The 22,788-nt window shown below is 66.3% G+C and carries 20 protein-coding genes; 11 read left to right on the top strand and 9 right to left on the bottom strand.

Translation table 11 applies throughout. The features are described 5' to 3' along the window. Positions 1-61 precede the first annotated feature (61 nt). A complete protein-coding gene (locus NCCP691_RS15825) occupies positions 62-2,119 on the bottom strand; it encodes a DUF1631 family protein (RefSeq protein WP_220809523.1) in 2,058 nt (685 codons plus the stop codon). Positions 2,120-2,566: 447 nt separating this feature from the next. Here NCCP691_RS15825 and NCCP691_RS15820 point away from each other — a divergent pair, with 447 nt between their 5' ends. The 3 genes from NCCP691_RS15820 (at position 2,567) to NCCP691_RS15810 (ending at position 6,412) form a co-directional block, all read left to right on the top strand. Next, entirely contained in the window at positions 2,567-3,712 is a 1,146-nt protein-coding gene (locus NCCP691_RS15820; protein ID WP_220809522.1) for a TRAP transporter substrate-binding protein, read from the top strand. 112 nt (positions 3,713-3,824) lie between these two features. Continuing rightward, entirely contained in the window at positions 3,825-4,448 is a 624-nt protein-coding gene (locus tag NCCP691_RS15815; protein ID WP_220809521.1) for a TRAP transporter small permease subunit, read from the top strand. Beyond that, positions 4,445-6,412, top strand: a complete 1,968-nt coding sequence (locus NCCP691_RS15810) for a TRAP transporter large permease subunit (RefSeq protein WP_220809520.1) — start codon at positions 4,445-4,447, stop codon at positions 6,410-6,412. Before NCCP691_RS15815 ends, NCCP691_RS15810 begins: the two co-directional genes overlap by 4 nt. Positions 6,413-6,455: 43 nt before the next feature. Here NCCP691_RS15810 and NCCP691_RS15805 read toward each other — a convergent pair whose 3' ends face one another. Continuing rightward, the gene (locus NCCP691_RS15805; protein ID WP_220809519.1) at positions 6,456-7,361 is read right to left on the bottom strand and encodes a LysR family transcriptional regulator; all 906 of its coding nucleotides are present in this window, start codon (positions 7,359-7,361) and stop codon (positions 6,456-6,458) included. A 116-nt stretch (positions 7,362-7,477) separates the two neighbouring features. Here NCCP691_RS15805 and NCCP691_RS15800 point away from each other — a divergent pair, with 116 nt between their 5' ends. Next, a complete protein-coding gene (locus NCCP691_RS15800) occupies positions 7,478-8,101 on the top strand; it encodes a glutathione S-transferase family protein (RefSeq protein ID WP_220809518.1) in 624 nt (207 codons plus the stop codon). A gap of 2 nt (positions 8,102-8,103) precedes the next feature. Then, complete coding sequence (locus tag NCCP691_RS15795; protein WP_220809517.1) at positions 8,104-8,991, top strand: pyridoxamine 5'-phosphate oxidase family protein; 888 nt, start codon at positions 8,104-8,106, stop codon at positions 8,989-8,991. On the opposite strand, the gene NCCP691_RS15790 is transcribed toward NCCP691_RS15795, so the two are convergent. The 4 genes from NCCP691_RS15790 to NCCP691_RS15775 all read right to left on the bottom strand — a co-directional run bounded on the left by NCCP691_RS15790 (position 8,985) and on the right by NCCP691_RS15775 (position 12,038). Next, positions 8,985-9,926: a DUF808 domain-containing protein gene (locus tag NCCP691_RS15790; RefSeq protein WP_220809516.1), complete on the bottom strand. Its 942-nt coding sequence runs from the start codon at positions 9,924-9,926 to the stop codon at positions 8,985-8,987. The two genes, NCCP691_RS15795 and NCCP691_RS15790, sit on opposite strands and share 7 nt — an antisense overlap. 186 nt (positions 9,927-10,112) lie before the next feature. Next, positions 10,113-11,177, bottom strand: a complete 1,065-nt coding sequence (gene arsB / locus NCCP691_RS15785; RefSeq protein ID WP_220809515.1) for an ACR3 family arsenite efflux transporter — start codon at positions 11,175-11,177, stop codon at positions 10,113-10,115. 2 nt (positions 11,178-11,179) lie between these two features. Further along, positions 11,180-11,689, bottom strand: coding sequence for an arsenate reductase ArsC (locus NCCP691_RS15780; protein WP_220809514.1), 510 nt, complete (start codon positions 11,687-11,689; stop codon positions 11,180-11,182). 1 nt (position 11,690) lies between these two features. Beyond that, entirely contained in the window at positions 11,691-12,038 is a 348-nt protein-coding gene (locus tag NCCP691_RS15775; RefSeq protein ID WP_220809513.1) for an ArsR/SmtB family transcription factor, read from the bottom strand. A gap of 160 nt (positions 12,039-12,198) precedes the next feature. Here NCCP691_RS15775 and NCCP691_RS15770 point away from each other — a divergent pair, with 160 nt between their 5' ends. Beyond that, complete coding sequence (locus NCCP691_RS15770; RefSeq protein WP_220809512.1) at positions 12,199-13,308, top strand: ATP-binding protein; 1,110 nt, start codon at positions 12,199-12,201, stop codon at positions 13,306-13,308. A gap of 79 nt (positions 13,309-13,387) precedes the next feature. Here NCCP691_RS15770 and NCCP691_RS15765 read toward each other — a convergent pair whose 3' ends face one another. Continuing rightward, a complete protein-coding gene (locus NCCP691_RS15765) occupies positions 13,388-15,244 on the bottom strand; it encodes a phosphoenolpyruvate carboxykinase (GTP) (protein WP_220809511.1) in 1,857 nt (618 codons plus the stop codon). Between the two features lie 340 nt (positions 15,245-15,584). On the opposite strand from NCCP691_RS15765, the gene NCCP691_RS15760 reads away from it, so the two are divergent. Further along, positions 15,585-16,577 carry a D-2-hydroxyacid dehydrogenase family protein gene (locus tag NCCP691_RS15760; protein WP_220809510.1) on the top strand — a complete coding sequence of 331 codons (993 nt, stop codon included), beginning with the start codon at positions 15,585-15,587 and terminating at the stop codon, positions 16,575-16,577. A 33-nt stretch (positions 16,578-16,610) separates the two neighbouring features. Beyond that, on the top strand, positions 16,611-17,201 hold the full coding sequence (locus NCCP691_RS15755) for an MOSC domain-containing protein (protein ID WP_220809509.1): 591 nt from the start codon (positions 16,611-16,613) through the stop codon (positions 17,199-17,201). Here NCCP691_RS15755 and NCCP691_RS15750 read toward each other — a convergent pair. Then, positions 17,198-17,959: an L-asparaginase gene (locus tag NCCP691_RS15750; RefSeq protein WP_238482462.1), complete on the bottom strand. Its 762-nt coding sequence runs from the start codon at positions 17,957-17,959 to the stop codon at positions 17,198-17,200. The genes NCCP691_RS15755 and NCCP691_RS15750 overlap by 4 nt on opposite strands. A 316-nt stretch (positions 17,960-18,275) precedes the next feature. On the opposite strand from NCCP691_RS15750, the gene NCCP691_RS15745 reads away from it, so the two are divergent. Continuing rightward, a complete protein-coding gene (locus tag NCCP691_RS15745) occupies positions 18,276-20,876 on the top strand; it encodes a chemotaxis protein CheW (RefSeq protein ID WP_220809508.1) in 2,601 nt (866 codons plus the stop codon). After that, the gene (locus tag NCCP691_RS15740; protein ID WP_220809507.1) at positions 20,873-21,397 is read left to right on the top strand and encodes a helix-turn-helix domain-containing protein; all 525 of its coding nucleotides are present in this window, start codon (positions 20,873-20,875) and stop codon (positions 21,395-21,397) included. Before NCCP691_RS15745 ends, NCCP691_RS15740 begins: the two co-directional genes overlap by 4 nt. A gap of 10 nt (positions 21,398-21,407) precedes the next feature. Here the strand turns inward: NCCP691_RS15740 and NCCP691_RS15735 are convergent, their stop codons facing one another. Then, entirely contained in the window at positions 21,408-21,611 is a 204-nt protein-coding gene (locus tag NCCP691_RS15735) for a hypothetical protein (protein ID WP_220809506.1), read from the bottom strand. Positions 21,612-21,841: 230 nt separating this feature from the next. Here NCCP691_RS15735 and NCCP691_RS15730 point away from each other — a divergent pair, with 230 nt between their 5' ends. Further along, on the top strand, positions 21,842-22,768 hold the full coding sequence (locus NCCP691_RS15730; protein ID WP_220809505.1) for a CAP domain-containing protein: 927 nt from the start codon (positions 21,842-21,844) through the stop codon (positions 22,766-22,768). The last annotated feature ends 20 nt before the right edge of the window (positions 22,769-22,788 follow it).

The raw sequence follows: 22,788 nt of genomic DNA, 5'->3' as shown, positions 1-22,788 counted from the left end.
CGCGGATTACACCACAAGTCGGCGCGCGCGGCGAGCCTGCCGCGCCGCGCCGCCCGCCTGCTCAGGCGGCCGCGAGCGCGCCGCCGTCTTCGTTGAGCGCCTCCGCCAGCGCATGGCCGACCAGCCCGGCCGCCGGCACCACCTGCGCCTTCTGCTCGCGCAGCGTCTGCGCCAGTTGCGGCGCTTCCAGCGTCATCGCTTCCTTGCGGTCGCGGGTGGCGAACAGGTACAGGTTGCGCATCGGACTGATCCACGCCAGCTTGAGCTTGACCACGCCCTCGCCCTCCTGGCGGAAGGCGAGCCAGGCGCCGCTCTGCAGCCGCGAGACCATGTCGTCGAAGGCGTCGGGCGCCGGCTCGGGCTGCTGCTGCATGCGGCGCAGTTCGCGCCGTTCGGCCGCCTTCTGCGCCGCTTCGACCGCCAGCTCCACCTGCCGCTGCGGCGACACTTCCAGCGGCGCGCGCACCAGCGAGGCGTGGCACTTCGCCAGCTCGGTGAAGAAGCGCACCCGGCTCTCGTCGGTCCACTTGATCGCATCGAGCCACTTGTTGAGCATCGCGATCATCGGCGGCAGGCGCGACAGCAGTTCCTTGCGCTCCTCAGCGGTGATCTTCGGCTTGACGCTCCACACCAGCTCGTCCATCGTGCGCAGCGCGCTCTCGACCGCATGGGGTTTCTCATCGCGCGCCACATAGGCCAGCGTCAGCACCGATACCCACTTGTCCTCGAGGAAGGTCTCGACGAAGGCGGCCACCTCGCCGGTGCCGATGCGCAGCGCCACTTCGTGGCGCGCCGCGCGCTGGGCCTGCAGCCGCTTTTCCTTCTTCAGCGCGCCGGCGATCGGCTGCGCCAGCGCCTGCTCGGTCGCGGTCTGGTCGCGCTTGGCGAAGGCTTCGAGTTCGGTCGCGACTTCGGCGAACACGCCGATGTGGGTATCGGCATCGGCCACGATGCGCGCCACGCTGCGCCTGAACACCGGATACACCGGATCGGTCTCGCCCATGCGGCGGTCCCAGCCGAGCGCCAGCCGCACCAGCAGTTCGATCGTGCGGCGCACCGGATGGCTGTCCCGGAAGAAGAAATCGTGGTCGCCGAGCACCGCCTTGAGCACCGGCAGATGCAGCGACAGGATGGCTGCCTTCATCGGCTCGGCCAGGTGCGGATTGCTGCGGATGATGGCGAAGATGCGGGCCACCAGCGCGAGCGCCGCATCGTCGGCCCGCGACAGCTCCGCATCGGGCGCCTCGCGGCGGATATCGGCCGGCAGCAGTGACGCCAGGCGGCCCTGCATGCGGGTCAGCAGGTTGAGCAGCTCATGGCGCGAACGTGTCGTCTGCAGCACCTCGTCCTGGAACAGCGAGGGAAAGGCGCCCGTCGGCGCGCGACCGCTCGTCTGCGGCTCTTGCGTCGGGAAAAGCCGGCGCAGCTTTTGCAGCAGGGGATCGTTGTCCGCCGGCGCGGCGACCCCGGTCTTCGCCGCCGCCGCCGGCGCGGCGACGTTCAGCGACACGCCGCGGCGGGCGAGCGCATTGTTGAGCGCGTGCAGGATGGGACCCATGTCGAAGCCCAGGGTGCTTCCCAGCAGCGGATACAGCAGGTGATGCGCGCCGGCGTCGGGCTGGAACTCGCACCAGGCCTCGTGCAGCGCCTCGAGAAAGACCTGCGGGCGGAATGGATTGTCGGCGGTACCGAGCGTGTCGCGGCCGAGCAGCGCCGCCAGCCGCAGGTTCAGGCTGCCCAGGCGTTCCGCGTGTTCATGCTCGAGCGCCTGGCTAGCCTTGATCAGGCAGAGTTTCTTGTCGACTTCCAGGTCGGCCGCCAGCGGCGCCGGCGGCTCGAGCCCGCCGTCACCGAGGCCGGCTTCGCGCTCGAGCAGCGCGGCGAGGCGGGCGGCGACGACGTAGTAGAACGGATAGCGGTTCTTCCTGAGCAGGTCGGCCGCGCGCTGGCAAATCGGCGCCTCGGACGGCGCGCCGCCGGTCGCGGCCCGCTGCAGGGCGTCGGCAATGCGGTTCGTCAGCGCGTCGATCTGGGGATTGGCCGCCTGAGTGGCGACATCGACCAGCTCGCCGAGCGCTTCTCGTCGGGCGTCTGAGGCGTCGAGGAATAGGGCGTTCATGTTGCGGCAAGAATGGGAGGCCCGCGCAGCGGTAATACCTCATTTTTACATAGTATTGCCGTGCGGCAAGTTTTTAATTGTAAAGGATGCGTAACGTTGCGGGAAATCAAAGGTAAGGATGGTAGCGCCTGCGCCCCCGGCGACGTGAATCTTTTTCATGCTTGCACTGCAACATAAACCGCTCCGCAGTGCAGCAAAAACAGTGTCGCGGGGAACATATCGGGCGCGCCCCGGGGTGAAACTTACGCCTTCCTTACGTCTGGGCGCGCGCCTTCAGAAGGAGGCATGCGGCAAAACCGCAAAATGCTGCACTGCGGCTTGACGGAATAATCGCCAGGGGCAATCGTACGACGGTTCGCCGCCTTTGTTCGATCTCAACATCAGCAAAAGATTCCGGACGACAATTTTCAGCGTGGTATTCGAAAACATATTACGGAGAGAGACACCATGAAGAAGAGCACCAAGCAAGCCGCCCCCTCGCGTCGCCGCTTCCTCGGCAAGGCCGCCGCCGGCACCGCGACCGCGACCGCGATGGCTTTCCCGGCCATCGCCACCGCGCAGACCCAGACCTCCTTCCGTTTCCAGAGCACCTGGCCGGCCAAGGACATCTTCCACGAGTACGCCAACGACTTCGCCAGGAAGGTCAACGACATGACCGGCGGCGAACTCAAGATCGAAGTGCTGCCCGCCGGCGCGGTGGTGCCCGCCTTCGGCCTGCTCGACGCGGTCTCCAAGGGCACGCTCGACGGCGGCCACGGCGTGATGGGCTACAACTACGGCAAGCAGGCGGCCATCGCCCTGTGGACCTCGGGCCCGGCCTACGGCATGGACGCCAACATGGTCCTGGCCTGGCACAAGTACGGCGGCGGCAAGGAGCTGCTGGCCAAGCTGTACGACTCCATCGGCGCCAACGTCGTGTCCTTCCTGACCGGCCCGATGCCGACCCAGCCGCTGGGCTGGTTCAAGAAGCCCGTCACCAAGCGCGAGGACTTCAAGGGACTGAAGTACCGCACCAACGGCCTGGCGATCGACCTGTTCACAAGCATGGGCGCGGCGGTCAACGCGCTGCCCGGCGGTGAAATCGTGCCGGCGCTGGACCGCGGCCTGCTCGACGGCGCCGAGTTCAACAACGCGACTTCCGACCGCATCCTCGGCTTCCCCGACGTCTCCAAGGTGTGCATGCTGCAGAGCTTCCACCAGAGCTCGGAGCAGTTCGAGATCACCTTCAACAAGACCAAGTACAACGCGCTGCCGGCCAAGCTGCGCGCCATCATCGACAACGCCGTCGAGGCCTCCTCGGCCGACATGTCGTGGAAGGCGGTCGACCGCTATTCCAAGGACTACATCGAGCTGCAGACCAAGGACGGCGTCAAGTTCTACAAGACGCCCGACGCCTTCCTGCAGGAGCAGCTCAAGGTGTGGGACGAGGTGGTCGCCAAGAAGCGCGAAGGCAACCCGCTGTTCCAGGAAGTGGAGAAGTCGATGCAGGCCTTCGCCGCGCGCGCGGTGAAGTGGGACATGGATACCAACAACCCGCGCCGCATGGCCTTCAACCACTACTTCGGCCGCAAGCCGGCCGGCACCAAGAGCTAAGCCGGAGCGACATCGCACCTGAAAAACACCATCCGGCACCCCGGATGGTGTTTTTTTGCGCATTCCCGCCGACCCGGGAATCGCCTTTTCCGCAACACCTGGAGTATTTGAAATGCAGAAGCTCTTGTTCGCCGTGGACAGGATGAGCACCCGGATCGGCCACCTGTTTTCCTGGCTGATCCTGGCACTCACCCTGCAGGTTTCCTGGGAAGTGTTTTCCCGCTATGTGCTCAACACGCCCAATCCCTGGGCCTTCGATCTGATGATCTTCATGTACGGGATCGTCTTCATGATGGCCGGCGCCTACACCCTGGCCAAGAACGGCCACGTGCGCGGCGATGTGCTGTACGGCTTTTTCCCGCCGCGCCTGCAGGCCGGGCTGGATCTGGCGCTGTACATCCTGTTCTTCATTCCCGGCGTGGTCGCGCTGGTCTGGGCAGGCTACACCTTCGCCGAGGAATCCTGGGCGATACGCGAAACCTCCAACATCACCGCCAACGGGCCGCCGCTGTATCCGTTCAAGATGGCGATACCGATCGCCGGCTTTTTCCTGCTGCTGCAGGGCGTGGTCGAAATCATCCGCTGCGCGATGTGCCTGCGCGATGGCGCATGGCCGAAACGCGAGGAAGACGTGGAAGAAGTCGATGTCGACAAGCTCAAGGAAATGGTCAATGTGAAGGACGAGGACATCGCCGCCGCCGATGCCTATGTCGTACGCAACGGGGGGCAGCAATGAGAAAGGAAGTCTGGTTCGGCCTGACCATCATGGCCATGGTCGTCATCGGCGTCTTCACGCTGATGCCGGCTCCATCCGACATGACCAACGGCCATCTCGGCCTGCTGATGCTGGCGCTGATCGTGATCGCGATCATGCTCGGCTTCCCCACCGCCTTCACCCTGATGGGCATGGGGGTGATGTTCACCTGGTTCGCCTACCGCAGCGTCAATCCGGACATAGCGGTGTCGCAGACGCTGGACCTGATGGTGCAGCGCGCCTATGCGGTGATGGCCAACGACGTGCTGATCTCGGTGCCGCTGTTCGTGTTCATGGGCTATCTCGTCGAGCGCGCCAACCTCATCGACCGGCTGTTCAAGAGCCTGCACCTGTCGCTGGCACGCCTGCCCGGATCACTTGCGGTGGCCACCATCATCACCTGCGCGATCTTCGCCACCGCCACCGGCATCGTCGGCGCAGTGGTCACGCTGATGGGCCTGCTGGCGATGCCGGCCATGCTCAAGGCGGGCTACAACACCAAGCTCGCGGCCGGTTCGATCACCGCCGGCGGCTGCCTCGGCATCCTGATCCCGCCCTCGGTGCTGCTGATCGTCTATGGCGCGACGGCCGGCGTGTCGGTGGTCAAGCTCTATGCCGGCGCCTTCTTTCCCGGCCTCATGCTGGCGCTGCTGTATGTGCTCTACGTGATCATCATCGCCAAGCTCAAGCCGTCCTGGGCGCCGCCGCTGTCCCCCGAGGACCGGACGGTGCCGCTGCCGGCCTATTCGCAGATCCTCGCGGGCAGCGGCAGCCGCAATGCGCTCGGCGGCTTCGTGTCCGCGCTCAAGGGCAAGCGCAATGCCGGCGTGCCGGCAAGCACCCTGTTGCTGCAATCCTTCCTGGCCCTGCTGCCGGCGATCGCGTTCGCGCTGGTGATGGGCTTCACCTATCAGAAGGTGACCGCGCCGGTCGCCGCGCAGGAAGAGCAGCTGATCGAGATGGGCATCGACGGCGGGAGTTCGAGCTACTCCACCGAAGGCGGACTGGAAGAGCCGCAGCCGCTGGAGCAGGGCGGGCTGGCCGAACCGCCCGCGCAGGAGGAGGTCCCCGGAGCGCTGAACGAGCCGCCGCAGCCGGAAGCGGTCGTGACGCCGCAGCCGGCAGCCAAGGATCCGGCGACCAGGGAAGCCGCGGCAGAGAAGCCGGCGCAGGAGCAGGCGCAGGAACGCCGGTCGGCGCCCAACGGTTACTGGATCGCCTTCGGCATCCTGCTCGCCGCGCTGATCCTGTTCTACGCCGTGCTGACCTACGCACGCTTCGAGATCTTCAAGATGCTGCTCGGATCGTTCTTCCCATTGGCGATCCTGATCCTGGCGGTGCTCGGCGCCATCGTCTTCGGCCTGGCCACGCCGACCGAAGCCGCGGCGATGGGTTCGCTCGGCGGCCTGGTGCTGGCGGCGGCCTATCGCCGGCTGAACTACGCGGTGCTGAGGGAATCGGTGTACCTGACGGCCAAGACCAGCGCCATGGTGTGCTGGCTGTTCGTCGGCTCCAGCATCTTTTCCGCCGCCTTCGCGCTGCTCGGCGGGCAGGAGATCATCAACAACTGGGTGCTGGGCATGGACCTGACGCCGCTGCAGTTCATGATCCTGTCGCAGGTGATCATCTTCCTGCTCGGCTGGCCGCTGGAGTGGACCGAGATCATCGTGATCTTCATGCCGATCTTCATTCCGCTGCTGCAGCACTTCAACATCGACCCGCTGTTCTTCGGCCTGCTGGTCGCGCTCAACCTGCAGACCGCCTTCCTGTCGCCGCCGGTGGCGATGTCGGCGTTCTACCTGAAGGGCGTGTCGCCGCCGCATGTGACGCTCAACCAGATCTTCATGGGCATGCTGCCGTTCATGGGGATACAGGTCATCGCGCTGATCCTGCTGTACGTGTTCCCGGCCATCGGCCTCTGGCTGCCGGAAGTCCTGTACAAGTAAGCCGTCCTCCACGCGCCGCCGGCAACCCATGCCGGCGGCGTTTTCATTTGAGCGCCATGAAATCCTGCTCGCGCAGCCGCGGCGCGGCGAAGTCGATGAAGGCGCGCACCCGAGCCGACACCAGCCGCGAATGCGGATACAGCATGGTCACCGGAAGCGGCTCGGTCTCGTACTTGCGCAGGATGGGTTTCAGCTCACCCGCCCGCACCACCGCCTGCACCTGGTAGGACAGAAAGGCGCCGATGCCGAGGCCGTCGCGGCAGGCGGCGACCGCCGCATCTACCGAGTTGGTCAGCACGCGCGGCTGAAAGCGCATCGTCAGCCGCCGCCCGCCGTCGCGGAAATGCCATTCGGCGAGCACGCCGCGACCGGTGAAGCGGATGCCGGGATGACCGGCGAGCTGGTCCGGATGGCGCGGCGTGCCGTGCCGCTTCAGATAATCCGGGCTGGCGCACATCACCCTGGCCAGCTGGCCGGCGGGTACCGCATGCAGCGAGGAATCCGCCAGCGGTCCGATGCGCACCGCCAGGTCCACGCCTTCCTCGATCAGGTCGATGCTGCGGTCGAGCAGCAGCAGCTCGACCGACAGCGCCGGATGCCGGCGCAGGAATTCCGTCACCAGCGGCGCCACGTGCAGCCGCCCGAACATTACCGGCGCGGTCAGCACCAGCTTGCCGGCCGGCTCGGCGCGGCTGTCGAACAGCGCTTCCTCCGCGTCTTCCAGCTGGCCGAGCGCGGTCTTGCAGATCGCCAGGTAGCGGTGCCCCTCGTCGGTCAGGCTGATGCGCCGCGTGGTGCGGTTGAACAGGCGCACGCCGAGCCCGGCCTCCAGCTCCGCCAGCCGCCGCACCACCGTCGGCAGCGAGGTATCGAGCGCCGTTGCCGCCGCGGTCAGGCTGCCGCGGTCGGCGATGGCGATGAAAGTCTGTATGCCGCGCAGTTTGTCCATGCCGTGCTCCGTATCCGATTACTCCGGATTATGAAGCAATATCTTTCATTTACTCCCATTTATCCGCGGGCCCGGGCAACGCAGAATGCGAGCACGACAACCACGGGAGTACCCACATGAAGCCGTCCGCACCGATCGTCCTCTATCGCAGCCGCATCTCCGGCCACGCCCACCGCGCCGAGCTGTTCCTGTCCCTGCTGGGCCTGCCCTACACGCCGGTCGACGTCGACCTGCGCGCCGGCGAGCAGAAGCAGCCGGCCTTCCTCGCCCGCAATCCCTTCGGCCAGGTGCCGGTGATCGACGACGGCGGCACGGTGGTCGCCGACTCCAATGCCATCCTCGTCTATCTCGCCCTGAAATACGGCGATGCACGCTGGCTGCCGCGCGATCCGCTCGGCGCGGCGGCGGTGCAGCGCTGGCTGTCGGTGGCCGCCGGCGAGATCGCGCACGGTCCGGCGATGGCACGCCTCGCCAAGGGTTTCGGCCTGCCGGTCGACCTCCCCGGCGCGGTGGCGCGGGCCGAGCGGCTGTTCAGCGTGATGGAGCAGGAACTGCAGCAGCGCGCCTTCCTCGCCGGCGCGGATGCGACCATCGCCGACGTCGCCGCCTACAGCTACATCGTGCGCGCGCCCGAGGGCGGCATTTCGCTCGAACCGTATCCGGCGCTGCGCGCCTGGCTGGCGAGGGTGGAAGCGCTGCCCGGCTTCCTGCCGATGATCGAATTGCCAAAGGCGGCCTGATCATGGACGCGCCGGAGGTGTTTCACGCAGGCGAGCTGCGGGCGCAGGAGATGGCCGGCGTGCGCGAAAAGATGCAGCGCATCGGCGGCGCCTTCATTCGCGACTACATGCCCGACCAGCACCGGGAATTCTTTCCGCTGCTGCCGATGCTGCTGCTCGGCGGACGCGACGACGCGGGCCAGGTGTGGGCGACCACGGTGTGGGGCGAGCCGGGCTTCGTGCAGTCGCCGGACCCGGTCACGCTGCGGGTGGCCGCGCGGACAGCGGTCGGTGATCCGCTGCGCCTGCACGAGGGCATGCAGATCGGCGCGCTCGGCCTGCAGTTCGAGACGAGACGCCGCAATCGCGCCAATGGCGTGGTGAGCCGCTGCGACGACGGCGGCGTCACGCTCGCCGTGCGCCAGAGTTTCGGCAACTGCCCGAAATACATCCAGACCCGCGACATGTTCGCGGCTTCCGACGATACACCCGGCACGGTCTCGTCCGGCGCCGGTGCACCGCCGCCGGCGGCCCAGGCGCTGATCGCCGGCAGCGATACGTTTTTCATAGCAAGCGCGGCCGCTCACGGCGCCGACGTCTCGCATCGCGGCGGCCTGCCCGGATTCGTGGAGATGGAAGATGATGGCAGCCTGTGCTGGCCCGATTTTCAGGGCAACAACTTTTTCAACACCATCGGCAATCTGCTCGCCGATGCGCGGGCGGGTCTGCTGTTCATCGGTTTCGAGAGCGGCGATCTGCTGCACCTGAGCGGGCGCGCGGCCCCCCGGGTGGAAGCGGACGGCCGGCGCATGCTGCGTTTCGTGCCGGAGAAGTGGATATGGCGTCCGGCCGCCATGCCGTGGCGCTGGCGGCTGCGCGAGGTGTCGCCGCACCTCGCGCCGGCTCAGTGACTGCCGCGCGGCCTGCGGAAAAGCTTGCCGGCGGCGGTCACCGCCAGCAGCACGATGGTGCCGGCGATCAGGCCGGCGACGATGTTGAGCAGGGTGGGCGTCAGCGCGCCGACGATGACGCCCACGCCGGGCAGCGCATCCGCACCGTGGGCGACGTTTTCGATCGCGTGGTGCAGCGCCGGCACGCCGTGGGTCAGGATACCGCCGCCGACCATGAACATCGCGATCGTGCCGATCACCGACAGCGATTTCATCAGGCGCGGCGCCAGCGCCAGCAGGCCGCGGCCGACCGCGCGCGGCACCGCGCCGACGCGGCGGCTCAGATACATGCCGGCGTCGTCGAGCTTGACGATGCCGCCCACCAGTCCGTACACGCCCACCGTCATCAGCAGGCTGATGCCGACCAGCACCGCCACCTGCTGCGAGAACGGCGCGTCGGCCACGGTGCCGAGCGCGATGGTGATGATCTCGGCCGACAGGATGAAGTCGGTGCGCACCGCGCCCTGTATCTTTTCCTTTTCCAGCGCCAGCACGTCGACGCCGGGATCGGACAGCGCGCGCGACAGCTGCTCATGCTCGACCTCGTCCTCGGCCTTGCTGTGCAACATGCGGTGCGCCAGCTTTTCCACGCCCTCGTAGCAAAGGAAGGCGCCGCCTATCATCAGCAGCGGAATCACCGCCCAGGGCAGGAAGGCGCTGATCGCCAGCGCCGCCGGCACCAGGATCACCTTGTTCTTCAGCGAGCCCTTGGCCACCGCCCACACCACCGGCAGCTCCCGCTCGGCCCGCACGCCGGTCACCTGCTGCGCGTTGAGGGCAAGGTCGTCGCCGAGCACGCCCGCGGTTTTCTTGGCTGCGACCTTGGTCATCAGGGAAACGTCGTCGAGGATGGTTGCGATATCGTCGATCAACGCAAGCAGGCTGGCTCCGGCCATGGGATTCCTTGTAAAAATGATCAGCGCGAGTGGCAGATTTAACCACAGCCGGGCTGCGACAAGGCAAGTCCTGGCATCGCGCCGTCATCGCCGCCGGTGAAAATTCCCCCGTTGCCGGGCCGTCCTGCCGTGGTCAGGGCATCGTTTTCGCGTGTCCCATGCAAGAACCGTGACCGGCCGCCGCGCTCAGGCCTCGTACCAGCGCCGGCTGCGGTTGACCACGGCGACCACCAGCAGCATCACCGGCACTTCGATCAGCACGCCGACCACCGTCGCCAGCGCAGCGCCGGACTGAAAGCCGAACAGGCTGATCGCGGTCGCCACCGCGAGTTCGAAGAAGTTCGACGCGCCGATCAGGCTGGACGGCCCTGCCACGCAGTGGGCGACGCCGAGCCGCTTGTTGAGCAGGTAGGCGAGCCCGGAATTGAAGAACACCTGGATCAGGATCGGCACCGCCAGCATCGCGATCACCAGCGGCTGCGCCGTGATCGCCTCGCCCTGGAAGGCGAACAGCAGCACCAGGGTCAGCAGCAGCGCGGAGATGGACCAGGGCGCCAGCGCGCCCACCGCGCGCTCCAGGCGCTGCGCGCCGGCCGCCAGCAGGCGCTTGCGGATGAGTTGCGCCAGGATCACCGGCACCACGATGTAAAGCCCGACCGACACGATCAGCGTGTCCCAGGGCACGGTGATCGACGACAGCCCGAGCAGCAGCGCCACCAGCGGCGCGAACGCCACGATCATGATCGCGTCATTGAGCGCCACCTGCGACAGCGTGAAATAGGCGTCGCCGCGGCACAGCTGGCTCCAGACGAAGACCATCGCGGTGCACGGCGCCGCCGCCAGCAGGATCAGGCCGGCGACATAGCTGTCGAGCTGCTCGGCCGGCAGCCACGGCGCGAACACCTGGCGGATGAAGATCCAGCCCAGCAGCGCCATCGAAAACGGCTTCACCAGCCAGTTCACGAAGAGCGTCACGCCGATGCCGCGCCAGTGTTCGCGCACCTGCGCCAGCGCGCCGAAATCGATCTTGATCAGCATCGGAATGATCATCACCCAGATCAGCACGCCGACCGGCAGGTTGACCTGCGCGACTTCCATCGCCGCGATGGCGCGGAAGAGATCCGGAAACGCGCGTCCGAGCAGGATGCCGGCGACGATGCACAGCGCGACCCAGACGCTCAGATAGCGCTCGAAAAAGCCGATCGCGGGCGTGGCGCCCCCGGCGACCGCGGTGGCGGGACTCTGGCTCATCCTCATGCCTCCTGCGGCGGCTGCGTGCCGATCTCGCGCATCGCCTGCTGGATCGCGTGCTTCTCCAGCGTGGCCAGCGGCAGGCTGACGAAGCTGTTCATGCGGAACATGATCTGGCGGAAGATGCGCTCGAACGCAGCCCGCTTCTCTTCATCGCTGCCTTCCACCGCGGCGGGATCCTCGAATCCCCAGTGCGCGGTGGCCGGATGTCCCGGCCATACCGGGCAGGCTTCGCCGGCAGCGTTGTCGCACACCGTGATGATGAAATCCATCTGCGGCGCATCCGGCCCGGCGAACTCGTCCCAGCTCTTGCTGCGCAGATTCTCCACCGGATAGCCGGTCTTGCGCACCTGCTCGATGGCGAAGGGATTCACCCTGCCGCCCGGCTTGCTGCCCGCGGAAAAACCGCTGAAGCGCCCGCGCCCCATGGTGCTGGCCAGCGCCTCGGCCATGATGCTGCGGGCGGAATTGCCGGTGCAGAGAAAAAGGATGTTGAAGGACTCGTCGCTCATGTCATTTCCCGGAGGGCGGTTGGCATGCCTGGTCGTCGCATGCGGCGCTGACCGGCGAGCAGGGATTGCCGCCGCAGCAGTTGTCGGTGAGGTAGCCGAGCAAACCGTTCATCGCGTCGAAATTGGCGGAGTACAGCAGGAATCGTCCCGCCCGTTTCTGGATCACCAGCCCGGCCTGCAGCAGTTCCCTCACATGGAAGGAGAGCAGCGACGGCGCTATTCCGAGCTGCCCGGCGATACGGCTCGCCGGCAGTCCTTCCGGACCCGCCTGCACCAGCAGGCGAAAGAGGGCAAGCCGGGTTTCCTGGGCAAGGGCGGCAAGCGCGGTGATGGCTTGAGGGGTTTGCATAACGTTTCAATGATAATTGAAATGTTATGGCATTTCAACCGCTGTTGAAATGTCAGCCGGGCGGCCCGATGACGCATGAAAGGCGGTGGCGGCTTGACTTCCTAGATTTTCCTAGATAATTTAGGAATTCCTAAATCCACTAATACTTTTTAATACTCAGATGAGCGTCGACCATTGGCACTTCCCCCGCCCCGTCCTGGCTCAGGAGTACATTGCGTCGTTCGAACGTGGGCTATCCGCGGCCCGCGGGCTGTTTGCGCGGCGAAGAATGGGCAAAACAGAATTCCTCTGCAAGGACCTGATCCCCGCTGCGGAAAGCGCCGGCTATCAGGCGGCCTATATCAACCTGTGGGATAACCAGGACGATCCCGGAAGCGCGCTGGTCGCCGCACTACAGCAGGCCGCATCGCCGAAAGGCGTCAGCAAGGTGCTGGCCGACCTCCGGCGGCCCGTCCGCAAACTGAAGGCGGGAGCACGATTGCCGGGATTAGGCGAGGGAACGCTGGAAGCTGATCTCGGGACCGAGCCCGGCGCGCCAATTCCTCTGCTCACGCAAGCAATGCAGCAGCTGGACAAGAAGAGAAAAAAACTGCTGCTCGTCATCGATGAAGCTCAGGTTCTTGCTGGTAAGAAGAACAGCGTTTTTGCTCACGCTTTGCGCGCCGCGCTGGACATCAGAAAGGACTTCATCAAGGTTATTTTTGCCGGCAGCTCCGAAACCACGCTCCGAAGCATGTTCGCACGCCCCTCAGAACCCTTCTACAACTGGGCGGGCCTTGAGCCGTTTCAGCTTCTTGGATACGAGTTCGTGCAAGCGATGGTGCACAAGGTCAATGAGGTAACCCGAAAGCCGCTGTCAATGGAAGATGCAACGCATGCTTTTCAGGAATTGCGCAACACGCCGGAGTTCTTCCGCAGGTTTTTGAACCAGTACCTGGCAAACCCGCTCGCCGGCGCGGCATCGGCCCTGGACACTGTGAAGCAGCAGGTCTATGGCGACCAGGATTTCGAGCGCCAATGGCAAGAACTCCTGCCTGCGGACCGTGCCGTGCTTGAGATGATCGCCATGGGTGGGAAGGATTTGTTCGGTAGTGAGGCACGCACCCGGATGGCGGCGATTCTGGGACTTGACGAGCCTGTAAAGCGAAGCACGCCGCAGAATGCCCTGAGTCGTCTTATGAACAAGAATCTTGTGACTCGGCTGGAACACGGCAGATACCAGTTCGAGGACGAGTCATTCGCTGACTGGGTCCGCCATCGGGACACTTGACCGGACCACCGAAAGCCCCGACCGCCGATCCAAAAGAAAAAAGGCACCCGAAGGTGCCTTTCCCTGAGCAACAGTGCGATCAGGCCGCCAGCCGCTTTTCCAGCTGCGCGCGCGTGGTCTGCAGTTCGCTCGGCAGGTGATAGGCCAGCTTCTCGAACAGCTCCGCATGCAGCTTCAGTTCGGCTTCCCACGCGGCCTTGTCGATCGAGGTGATCTGGTCGAACTGCTCGCGGGTGAACTCCAGGCCTTCCCACTGCAGGTCTTCATAGCGCGGGGTGGTGCCGAAGATGTGCTCGACGCCGCCTGCCTTGCCCTCGATGCGGTCCAGCATCCACTTCAGCACGCGCATGTTGTCGCCGAAGCCCGGCCAGACGAACTTGCCGTTCTCGTCGGTGCGGAACCAGTTGACGCAGAAGATCTTCGGCAGCTCGGCCGGCGAGGCGGCGATCTTCTTGCCCATGTTCAGCCAGTGCTGGAAGTAGTCGCTCATGTTGTAGCCCATGAACGGCAGCATCGCGAACGGGTCGCGGCGCACCACGCCCTGCTGGCCCGCGGCTGCGGCGGTGGTCTCGGAACCCATGGTCGCAGCCATGTAGACGCCCTCGACCCAGTTGCGGGCCTCGGTCACCAGCGGCACGGTGGTCGAGCGGCGGCCGCCGAAGATGAAGGCCGAGATCGGCACGCCGGCGGGATCGTCCCACTGCGGATCGATCACCGGGTTCTGGGTGGCGGCGACGGTGAAGCGCGCGTTCGGATGCGCGGCCTTGCGGCCGGTTTCCCTGGCGATCTGCGGCGTCCAGTCCTTGCCCTGCCAGTCGATCAGGTGCGCCGGCGCTTCCTTGGTCATGCCTTCCCACCAGACGTCGCCGTCATCGGTCAGCGCGACGTTGGTGAAGATGGTGTTGGCGTTGAGCGACGACATGCAGTTCGCATTCGAGCTCATGTTGGTGCCCGGGGCGACGCCGAAGTAGCCGGCTTCCGGGTTGATCGCATACAGGCGGCCGTCGGCGCCCGGCTTGATCCAGGCGATGTCGTCGCCGATGGTGGTCACCTTCCAGCCGTTGAAGGCCTTGGGCGGGATCAGCATCGCGAAGTTGGTCTTGCCGCAGGCCGACGGGAAAGCCGCCGCGACGTAGTGCTTCTTGCCTTCCGGGGACTCGACGCCGAGGATCAGCATGTGCTCGGCCAGCCAGCCCTGGTCGCGGCCCATGGTGGACGCGATGCGCAGCGCGAAGCACTTCTTGCCCAGCAGCGCGTTGCCGCCGTAGCCGGAGCCGAAGGACCAGATCTCGCGGGTCTCGGGATAGTGGACGATGTACTTGGTGTCGTTGCAGGGCCACGGCACATCCTTCTCGCCGGCGGCCAGCGGCTTGCCGACGCTGTGCACGCAAGGCACGAAGTCGCCGTTGTCGCCGAGGACGTCGTACACGGCCTTGCCCATGCGGGTCATGATGCGCATGTTGACGGCGACGTACGGGGAGTCGGACAGTTCGACGCCGATATGCGCGATCGGCGAGCCGAGCGGGCCCATCGAGAACGGCACCACGTACATGGTGCGGCCGCGCATGCAGCCGTCGAACAGGTTGTTGAGGGTGTTGCGCATTTCCTGCGGCGCCATCCAGTTGTTGGTGGGGCCGGCGTCTTCCTGGCGCTCGCTGCAGATGTAGGTGCGGTCTTCGACGCGCGCCACGTCGGACGGGTCGGAACAGGCGAGATAGCTGTTGGGGCGCTTGGCCTCGTTGAGCTTTTTCATCGTGCCCGCGGCGACCATCTCGGCGCAGAGGCGGTCGTATTCTGCCTGGGAGCCATCGCACCAGTAGATGCGGTCGGGCTTGGTCAGCGCGGCGATCTCGGCGACCCAGCTGATCAGCTTCTGGTGTTTGACGAAGGTCGGTGCATTCAAAGCTGCAATGCCTCCCATAACGGGTTGGTTCATGAGTACTTCCTCCAATGCCAATAAAGAATTCGGTCTTGTCCCGGCACGGCAGGATCGTCGTCAGCTTGTGGCTTGGCTAGGGGGCTAGCGGTACGGCGGTCTTGTCGGAGGCGGCCATGTAGTGGCTGCCGCTACCCGAAAAATGGAATAATGCTCGGGCAGGTGGGGTCGCGAAATGATTGAATTCGCGAGAAATATGAACCGATTGTACACGCCGGCCTATGGCCGCTCAATGACTTGCAACAAAATTGTAGGAATAATAGTTGAGTGTTGTAGTAGGCAATTCCCCGTTTTTCGCATACTCGTACCTTTTTTACGGAAATACCAACAAGCCAGCCGCATGAAGATCGCTATCCTCGACGACTACCAGGACTGCGTCCGCCACCTCGACTGCTTCCGCCTGCTCGACGGGCACGAGGTGAAGGTGTTCAACAATAGCGCGCGCGGACTGGTCCAGCTTGCGATTCGTCTAGCGCCGTTCGAGGCCCTGGTGCTGATTCGCGAACGCACCGCGCTCAGCCGCGCGCTGTTGCAAAAACTTCCCAATCTGAAGCTGATTTCCCAGACCGGCAAGGTCAGCGGCCATGTCGATGTCGCCGCGGCGACCGCCCGGGGCATTGCGATCGCCGAAGGCGCGGGCGATCCCACCGCGCCGGCCGAGCTCACGTGGGCCCTGATCATGGCGGCGATGCGGCGCCTGCCGCAGTACATGGCCAATCTGAAGAGCGGCCAGTGGCAGACCGCCTCCCTCCTGCCCGAGCTGAACACACCCGGTTTCGCGCTGAGCGGGCGCACGCTCGGCATCTGGGGCTACGGCCGCATCGGCCGGCTGGTCGCCGGCTACGGCCGCGCCTTCGGCATGAGGGTGCTGGTGTGGGGCAGCGAAAACAGCCGCGCCGCCGCCGCGCAGGACGGCTGCGAGGCCGCCGCATCGCGCGCGCAGCTGTTCGCCGAGGCCGACGTGCTGTCGCTGCACCTGCGCCTCGGCGACGCGACCCGCGGCATCGTCGGCGCCGACGAGCTGGCGCGGATGAAGCCCTTGGCCCTGCTGGTCAATACCGCCCGCGCCGAACTGATCGCCCCCGGCGCGCTCGACGCCGCGCTGCGCGCAGGCCGCCCCGGCTTTGCCGCGCTCGATGTATTCGAGACCGAGCCGCTCCCGGCCGACTCGCCGCTGCTCCGCTACAGCAATGTGCTGGCCACGCCGCACATCGGCTATGTGGAAAAGGACAGCTACGAGCGCTACTTCGACGCCGCCTTCCGCAACGTGCTGGCCTACGCCGAGGGACGCCCGCAGAACCTGCTCAATCCGGAGGCGATCAGTCCGCGCTGAAGCGCGGCGCCGCCCCATCGACCGACGACATACATGAGAATCAAGAGCGTCAACCGCGCCGGCATCGGCGAACTCTTCGTACAGCAGTCCGAGCGCACGCGCCGCATCATCACCGGCATCCACAAGCAGTCCGTCGACGGACCGGTGCAGGTCGGACGGCTCGGCCTGGACGGCGACGAGCAGGCCGATCTCACCGTGCACGGCGGCCTGTCCAAGGCCGTCTATGCCTATCCGTCGGAGCACTATGCGTTCTGGCGCCAGCACCGGCTGTCGGTGCTGAAGCGGGATGAGCCGCTCGCGCCCGGCGCCATGGGCGAGAACCTGACGCTGGAAGGTCTGCTGGAGGAGGATGTCTGGATCGGCGACCGGCTGCGCGCCGGTGCCGTGCTGATGGAGGTGACCGAGCCGCGCCAGCCCTGCTTCAAGTTCGCCGCGAAGATGGGTTTCGCGCACGCGGTGAAGCTGATGCTGCAGTCGGGCCACACCGGCTTCTATCTGCGGGTGCTGGAGACCGGCAGCCTGTGCGCCGGCGACAGCCTGACGCTGGAGCCGGGGCCGCGCCAGACCGCGCTCGCGCAGGTCAATCAGCGCCGCTGGCGCGGACGGCAGAACGAGCTGTTCTAGCTGACGCCCCTCTCGATCGGCAGCGGCGGCAGCGCGGTGAGCATGCTGCGCCTGCCCTGCACATGCAGATGGCCGCCGATGCGCTTCCAGCCGGGCGGCCAGGGCAAGGCGGGACCGGCATAGGCCGGTACCCCGCGCCGCACCGGGATCACCGGCAGGTGCTCCGGCACCGGCCCGTCGCGCAAGTCCCATCCCAGCGTATAGGCGTAATTCGGCAGCAGCGCTTCACACACCTGCTCGAACCATGCGCTGTGGTCCTCGTCGCGCCGCAGCGCCTGCGCCAGGCCCTGCGGATCGAAGCGCGCGAAGCAATGCACCAGGTCTTCGGTGCTGGCCCCCGGCTGGTCGCCCCAGCCGAGCACCGGGTTGAAGTTGTAGTCCGCGCCCGAGCCGTACCAGCCTTCGCGCCACGGCCGCTCCAGCCAGTTGCGCTGCCCGGTGAACAGGTGCCAGCGCCAGTGCAGGCCGGACGGCTTTGGCCAGCAGTACAGGTAGAGCCGCTCGTAGCCCGCGCGATGCAGTTCGCGCACCATGGCCATGAGCCGCGCGTGCGGCATGCGGTCGGGCGCCTCGCGCCGGAAGCGGATCGGTTCGCCGTCCGCATGCTGGAGGTCGTCGTGCGAGAGGTTGAGATCGAGCGTGCGCACCTCGTCGCCGAAGCGGGCGGACACCCAGCCGGTCAGAAGATTGACCGAGGTGATGACGCCATAGCCGCGGTGACGGTGGAAGATGACGGTGCCTGGAGCAACTGGTTTCATACGTGTGCCTGCGTGATCGAGCCTAGTGTAACGGGAGTGAGGGAATCGGCGCGCGCGCCGCGCAAAAAAATCCGGCGCCGTCCGACCGGGGCGGTGCACCAACATCATGCATGGAAAAACCGGCGTGCCGGCTGTCGCGCACCTTGGCAGTGCGCGCCCCGCCGGGCATCTGCGCCCGGGCCGCCATGGCGCGGCAAAAGCGTGTTTGAGAGGCAAATCACGCGGAAATTCCCTGGCCTGCAAATTGCAATATTGCATTGGCGCACGAAGCTCCCCGACCCCGAAAACCGTGCGCACCCATTGCCGAGGACCCGCGATGAACGATGCCGACCCGCTGCCGATAGACACCTTCCTTCCGTACATGAGAGACGTCGTGCGCTGCGAGCAGTCGCTGCGCGAACTGAACACCATGTGGCGCATGATCGAAGCCTCGGCCAAGATGAACTGTCCGGTCGAGGCCCGCTCCATCCTGCCCACCATGGCCGCCACGCGCGCCGGCTTCAACCGGCTCGAGCAGGAGCTGGTGACCAGCCTGGTCCGCGAAAAGGTGGGCAACGTGCTCGACGAGATCGGCACCAAGGCCCAGTATGTGATCGACATCGTGGTGCGCAATCTGTATGAACGCACGGCCGACGTCGGCTTCCTCGCCACCGACCGCGAACTCTGCGCCTTCGTCGCCGGCCTGCAGGACGACGCCGATGCCATCCGCCTGCGGCTGCGCGCCTACCGCAGCAAGTACACCGTCTACGATGAAATCATCCTGCTCGACACCCGCGGCAACGTGCTGGTCCAGATCGACGAGGCCAGCCCGCTCGAAGGCAGCACCGATCCGCTGATCGCCGAGACGCTCGCCAGCGATGGCTATGTCGAAACCTTCCGCGCGACCGACCTGCGGCCGCTGAAAAAGCAGGCACTGGTGTATTCACGCCGCATGCTGCACCCCGATACCGGCGCGCCCGTCGGCGTGCTCTGCCTGTGCTTCCACTTCGAGGAAGAGATGGCCGGCATCTTCCGCGCCCACCGCGACGCCGAAGAGCGCTCCAACATGCTGCTGCTCGACGGCGACAACCGGGTGATCGCGAGCGCCGACGAATTGTGGATTCCGGTCGGCGCCACCGTGCCCGTCAACCGCAACCAGTCGGCGCGGCTGATGGTCTACGGCGGCCGCGAATACCTGGTGCGCACCTATCCCGCCGCCGGCTATCAGGGCTACATGGGGCCGCCCGGCTGGCAGGGACAGGTGATGATCCCCGTCGACGTCGCTTTCCATGGCAGCGCCACGAGCGCGCTGTCGACGCTGGACGCGGGCATCGCCGACGGCCTGCTGTCGCACGCGCGCTCCTTCTGCCCGCCGCTGTTCGAGATCATGACCGCCGCCGACACCATCCGCCGCGTGGTCTGGAACGGCCAGGTGATGACCGCCGGCCAGCGCGGCGAGCTGATGAAGCTCAAGACCATCCTCGACCAGATCAGCGAGACCGGCATGCGCAGCGACGAACTGTTCTCGCAGTCGATCCGCGACCTGTACGAGACGGTGCTCGCATCCAGCCTGCGCGACTCGGAGTTCGTGTCGCACCTGCTGGTCGATCTGCTCGACCGCAACCTGTACGAGCGCTCCGACGACTGCCGCTGGTGGGCTCTCACCCCGGAGCTGCGCCACGCGCTGGCGGCCGGCGAAGTCGGCGACGAGGCCGCCTCCCGCCTGACCGCCATCCTCGACTACATCAACCGCCTGTACACCGTCTACACCCGCATCTTCGTCTACGACGCCGAGGGCCGCATCGTCGCCAGCACGAATGGGCAGGAAGGCGGCATCCCGGTCGCCGGCACCCGCATCGACGACGACACGCTGTCCGCGGTGCGCGCGCTGCGCAGCGAGCAGGACTACCATGTCAGTCCGTTCCGCGCGAGCCCGCTATACGGCGGGCGGCCGACCTACATCTACCACGCGGCCATCCGAGCGCCGGGCGATGATGCCAGCGTGGTCGGAGGCATCGGCATCGTGTTCGACTCCGGCCCGGAATTCGCCGCCATGCTGCGCGGCGCGCTCGCCGACAAGCCGGGCATGATCGGATTCTTCATCGATCGCGGCGGCCGCGTGATCGCCAGCACAGATCCGGGCCGCCCGGCCGGCAGCCGCCTCGACATCGACCCCGCGCTGCTTGCCCTGCCCAACGGCAGCAGCGAGTCCCGCATCGTCCTGCATGACGGCCATTACGCCATCATGGGCTGCACCGTCTCCAGCGGCTACCGGGAATTCAAGGTCAGCGACGGCTATCGCGACGACGTCATCGCGGTCGTGTTCGACCTGTTCGGCGAAGTGCGCGAGCACGGCGTCGCGCGGCGCGAAGATGCGCTGCTGCAGTCCGGGGTCAACACCGGCGGCATCGAATACGCCACCTTCTTCGTCGACGGCATGCTGTTCGCCGTCCCCGCCGCCAGCGTGGTCGAAGCCCTGCCCGCCAGCGAGGTGTCGACGGTTTCGATGGGCGGCCGCAGCGAACGCATCGGCGTCATCGGGCTGCAGCGCGAGAGTGGCAGCCGCGACTTCGTCTGGGTCTTCGACCTGCATCACATGATGCGCGGCAGCCCGGCGCGTATCGACGGCGGCAGCCAGGTCATCGTGATGCGGCACGACGGCCACGAGATCGGCGTGCTGGTCGACGACCTGCACGCGGTGCCGGAATTCCAGCCCGAGCAGATCGCACCCACGCCCTTCGCAAGCAATGCGGACGGCCTGCTGGTCAAGCAGGTCATCCAGGCCAACCACGGCCACACCCTGGTCCAGGCGCTCGACGTCGCGCAGCTGTTTGCCTGCCTGCGCGATCCGACGCTGCCGACCGTTCTGAACCTTACCGAGGTCAAGCGCCTGACCGGCGACCGGTATGACCCCATACCCATGGAGAAAGCAGCATGAACAACACCGATCCCATCATTTTCGGCAGCAGCAGCATGTATGAGCGGCTGTGCCTCGTCACCGAAGTGCTCGGCGCCTTCGTCTCGCGCGCGCCGCGTGCGGTCGGCATCGAACAGCTCGCGCGGCAGACCGGCCGGCCCGAAAAGGAGCTGGTCCGCCTGTGCAACGCGCTGTGCCGCGGGCAGCTGCTGGCCGGCGAACGCGGCAACGCCTGGCGCCTCGCCGGCGACGCCAGCTCCGTCACGCTGGAGGATGCCTTCCGTTTCGTGGTCAACGAGCAGGCCGCGCGCGGCCGTACCCGACCCCGCGCCGAGAGCGAGGAGGCGGCGCAGGACAGCGGCGCCCGCCGTGAAGTCGACCTGCTCGTGATGCAGGCGGCGATCAGCATCAACCAGAGCGTGTTCCAGCACCTGCGCCAGTTCTCGCTCGACCGCCTGAAGGTCGCCGCGTCCGGCATGTTTCCGGCGCGCCGTCCCGACGACCGGGGCGCCACCTGGTCAGGCAAGCTGTCCTTTTCCTGAGCACCTTCGCCTAGCTGCGGCGCCAGTACCGCAGCGAGCGGCGGCCTGTCGTGCGCAGCACCTTGCCCCGCGCGGTAAAGCGCACGCCGCGCTCGACCTGCGGCACCGGCCGGGCCGCGGTCGCGCCCATCCCCGAGACCCGCCGTCTCACGGTCCTGGCAAGCAAGCCGACCGTCACCAACCCCGCCAAAGCCAGAATCACATACTCGCCCATGCGCGCCTCCCGCCCGCCATTCCGTCACTAACTTACGTGAGTGAACCGCGGCACGGCGCCGGTTCCGTCGACGTTGCCACAGGACGACAAGCCGGCCGCCGTTTCGGCAATGTCAAATCGCCTGCAATTTTTTCTTGTTACGGTGCAACCAGTCCTGCCGCGCTCCGTCTAACCGGCACTTTCGCTTCCCTTTGCGTTCCCGGACGCATTCTTGCTCCTGAGGTCATTACATGGGTAGATTCCCGCGCACCACCCTTCCCGCGCTGCTTGCCGCCCTCATCCTTGCCGCCTGCGGCGGCGGCGGCGGCGGTGACGGCGATTCCTCCAACCGTTCCGCCTCCTCGGCCTCCGTCGCGACGGCCAGCAATACCGCCACCGAAGGCATCGAGCAGTTCAATGTCCGCCGCGAGCAGATCGGCCTGCAGCGCCTGTCCCGCAACGCGGTGGTGGATCGTGCGGCGCAAGGCCATTCCGACTACCAGGGCCTCAACAACACGATCACGCACGAGCAGATCGAAGGCCGTCCCGGTTTCACCGGCGTCGAACTGGACCAGCGGCTCAGGGCTGCCGGCTACAATTTCACCCAGACCGGGGGTTACGCCTACGGCGAAGTGATCTCCTCCACCGCCAGCACCTCCGGCGCGTCGGCGGCGGAAGACCTGATCGCCGCGATTTACCATCGTTTCGTGATCTTCGAGCCGATGTTCAAGGAAATCGGCGCCGGTGCAGCCACCGTCAACGGCGGCAACACCTACTTCACCACCAACTTCACCGTCAACGGCCTCAACGGCGGCCTGCCCAGCGGCGGCGTGGTCATCTACCCGTATAACGGCCAGCGCGACGTCGACCGCAACTTCATGAGCGACAATGAATCGCCCGACCCGGTCCCCGACCGCAATGAAGTCGGCTACCCGATCAGCGTCCACGCCAACATCCTCGCCAGCGTCGCCGTGCAGGAGTTCGCGGTCCGGCCGCAGGGCGGCAGCGACCTCCAGGTCCGGCGCCTCAGCGCCGCCGGCGACACCCACACGCCCAATTCCGCCGCGGCCATCGTCCCGCTCGCGCCGCTTGCCGCGAACACCACCTACGAGGTGCGGTTCGTCGGTACCGTCGACGGCACCCAGGTCAGCCGCAACTGGACGTTCACCACCCGCTAGAAGTGATGGGGATTACTCCA

The organism is Noviherbaspirillum aridicola, assembly GCF_019656455.1.
GTDB classification, from domain to species: Bacteria; Pseudomonadota; Gammaproteobacteria; order Burkholderiales; family Burkholderiaceae_D; genus Noviherbaspirillum; species Noviherbaspirillum aridicola.
The sequence above is the reverse complement of the archived record's forward strand: the minus strand, read 5'-3'. Positions and strand labels throughout refer to the sequence as shown.

Excerpts from the sequence above, each read along its gene's own strand:
- NCCP691_RS15790 (WP_220809516.1), bottom strand. The coding sequence starts at position 9,926 with ATGGCCGGAGCCAGCCTGCTTGCGTTGATCGACGATATCGCAACCATC.
- NCCP691_RS15735 (WP_220809506.1), bottom strand. The coding sequence starts at position 21,611 with ATGGGCGAGTATGTGATTCTGGCTTTGGCGGGGTTGGTGACGGTCGGC.
- NCCP691_RS15800 (WP_220809518.1), top strand. The coding sequence starts at position 7,478 with ATGAAGCCGTCCGCACCGATCGTCCTCTATCGCAGCCGCATCTCCGGC.
- NCCP691_RS15755 (WP_220809509.1), top strand. The coding sequence starts at position 16,611 with ATGAGAATCAAGAGCGTCAACCGCGCCGGCATCGGCGAACTCTTCGTA.
- NCCP691_RS15770 (WP_220809512.1), top strand. The coding sequence starts at position 12,199 with ATGAGCGTCGACCATTGGCACTTCCCCCGCCCCGTCCTGGCTCAGGAG.
- NCCP691_RS15775 (WP_220809513.1), bottom strand. The coding sequence starts at position 12,038 with ATGCAAACCCCTCAAGCCATCACCGCGCTTGCCGCCCTTGCCCAGGAA.
- NCCP691_RS15820 (WP_220809522.1), top strand. The coding sequence starts at position 2,567 with ATGAAGAAGAGCACCAAGCAAGCCGCCCCCTCGCGTCGCCGCTTCCTC.
- NCCP691_RS15815 (WP_220809521.1), top strand. The coding sequence starts at position 3,825 with ATGCAGAAGCTCTTGTTCGCCGTGGACAGGATGAGCACCCGGATCGGC.
- NCCP691_RS15745 (WP_220809508.1), top strand. The coding sequence starts at position 18,276 with ATGAACGATGCCGACCCGCTGCCGATAGACACCTTCCTTCCGTACATG.
- arsB (WP_220809515.1), bottom strand. The coding sequence starts at position 11,177 with ATGAGCCAGAGTCCCGCCACCGCGGTCGCCGGGGGCGCCACGCCCGCG.
- NCCP691_RS15730 (WP_220809505.1), top strand. The coding sequence starts at position 21,842 with ATGGGTAGATTCCCGCGCACCACCCTTCCCGCGCTGCTTGCCGCCCTC.
- NCCP691_RS15810 (WP_220809520.1), top strand. The coding sequence starts at position 4,445 with ATGAGAAAGGAAGTCTGGTTCGGCCTGACCATCATGGCCATGGTCGTC.
- NCCP691_RS15765 (WP_220809511.1), bottom strand. The coding sequence starts at position 15,244 with ATGAACCAACCCGTTATGGGAGGCATTGCAGCTTTGAATGCACCGACC.
- NCCP691_RS15825 (WP_220809523.1), bottom strand. The coding sequence starts at position 2,119 with ATGAACGCCCTATTCCTCGACGCCTCAGACGCCCGACGAGAAGCGCTC.
- NCCP691_RS15740 (WP_220809507.1), top strand. The coding sequence starts at position 20,873 with ATGAACAACACCGATCCCATCATTTTCGGCAGCAGCAGCATGTATGAG.
- NCCP691_RS15760 (WP_220809510.1), top strand. The coding sequence starts at position 15,585 with ATGAAGATCGCTATCCTCGACGACTACCAGGACTGCGTCCGCCACCTC.
- NCCP691_RS15750 (WP_238482462.1), bottom strand. The coding sequence starts at position 17,959 with ATGAAACCAGTTGCTCCAGGCACCGTCATCTTCCACCGTCACCGCGGC.
- NCCP691_RS15780 (WP_220809514.1), bottom strand. The coding sequence starts at position 11,689 with ATGAGCGACGAGTCCTTCAACATCCTTTTTCTCTGCACCGGCAATTCC.
- NCCP691_RS15795 (WP_220809517.1), top strand. The coding sequence starts at position 8,104 with ATGGACGCGCCGGAGGTGTTTCACGCAGGCGAGCTGCGGGCGCAGGAG.
- NCCP691_RS15805 (WP_220809519.1), bottom strand. The coding sequence starts at position 7,361 with ATGGACAAACTGCGCGGCATACAGACTTTCATCGCCATCGCCGACCGC.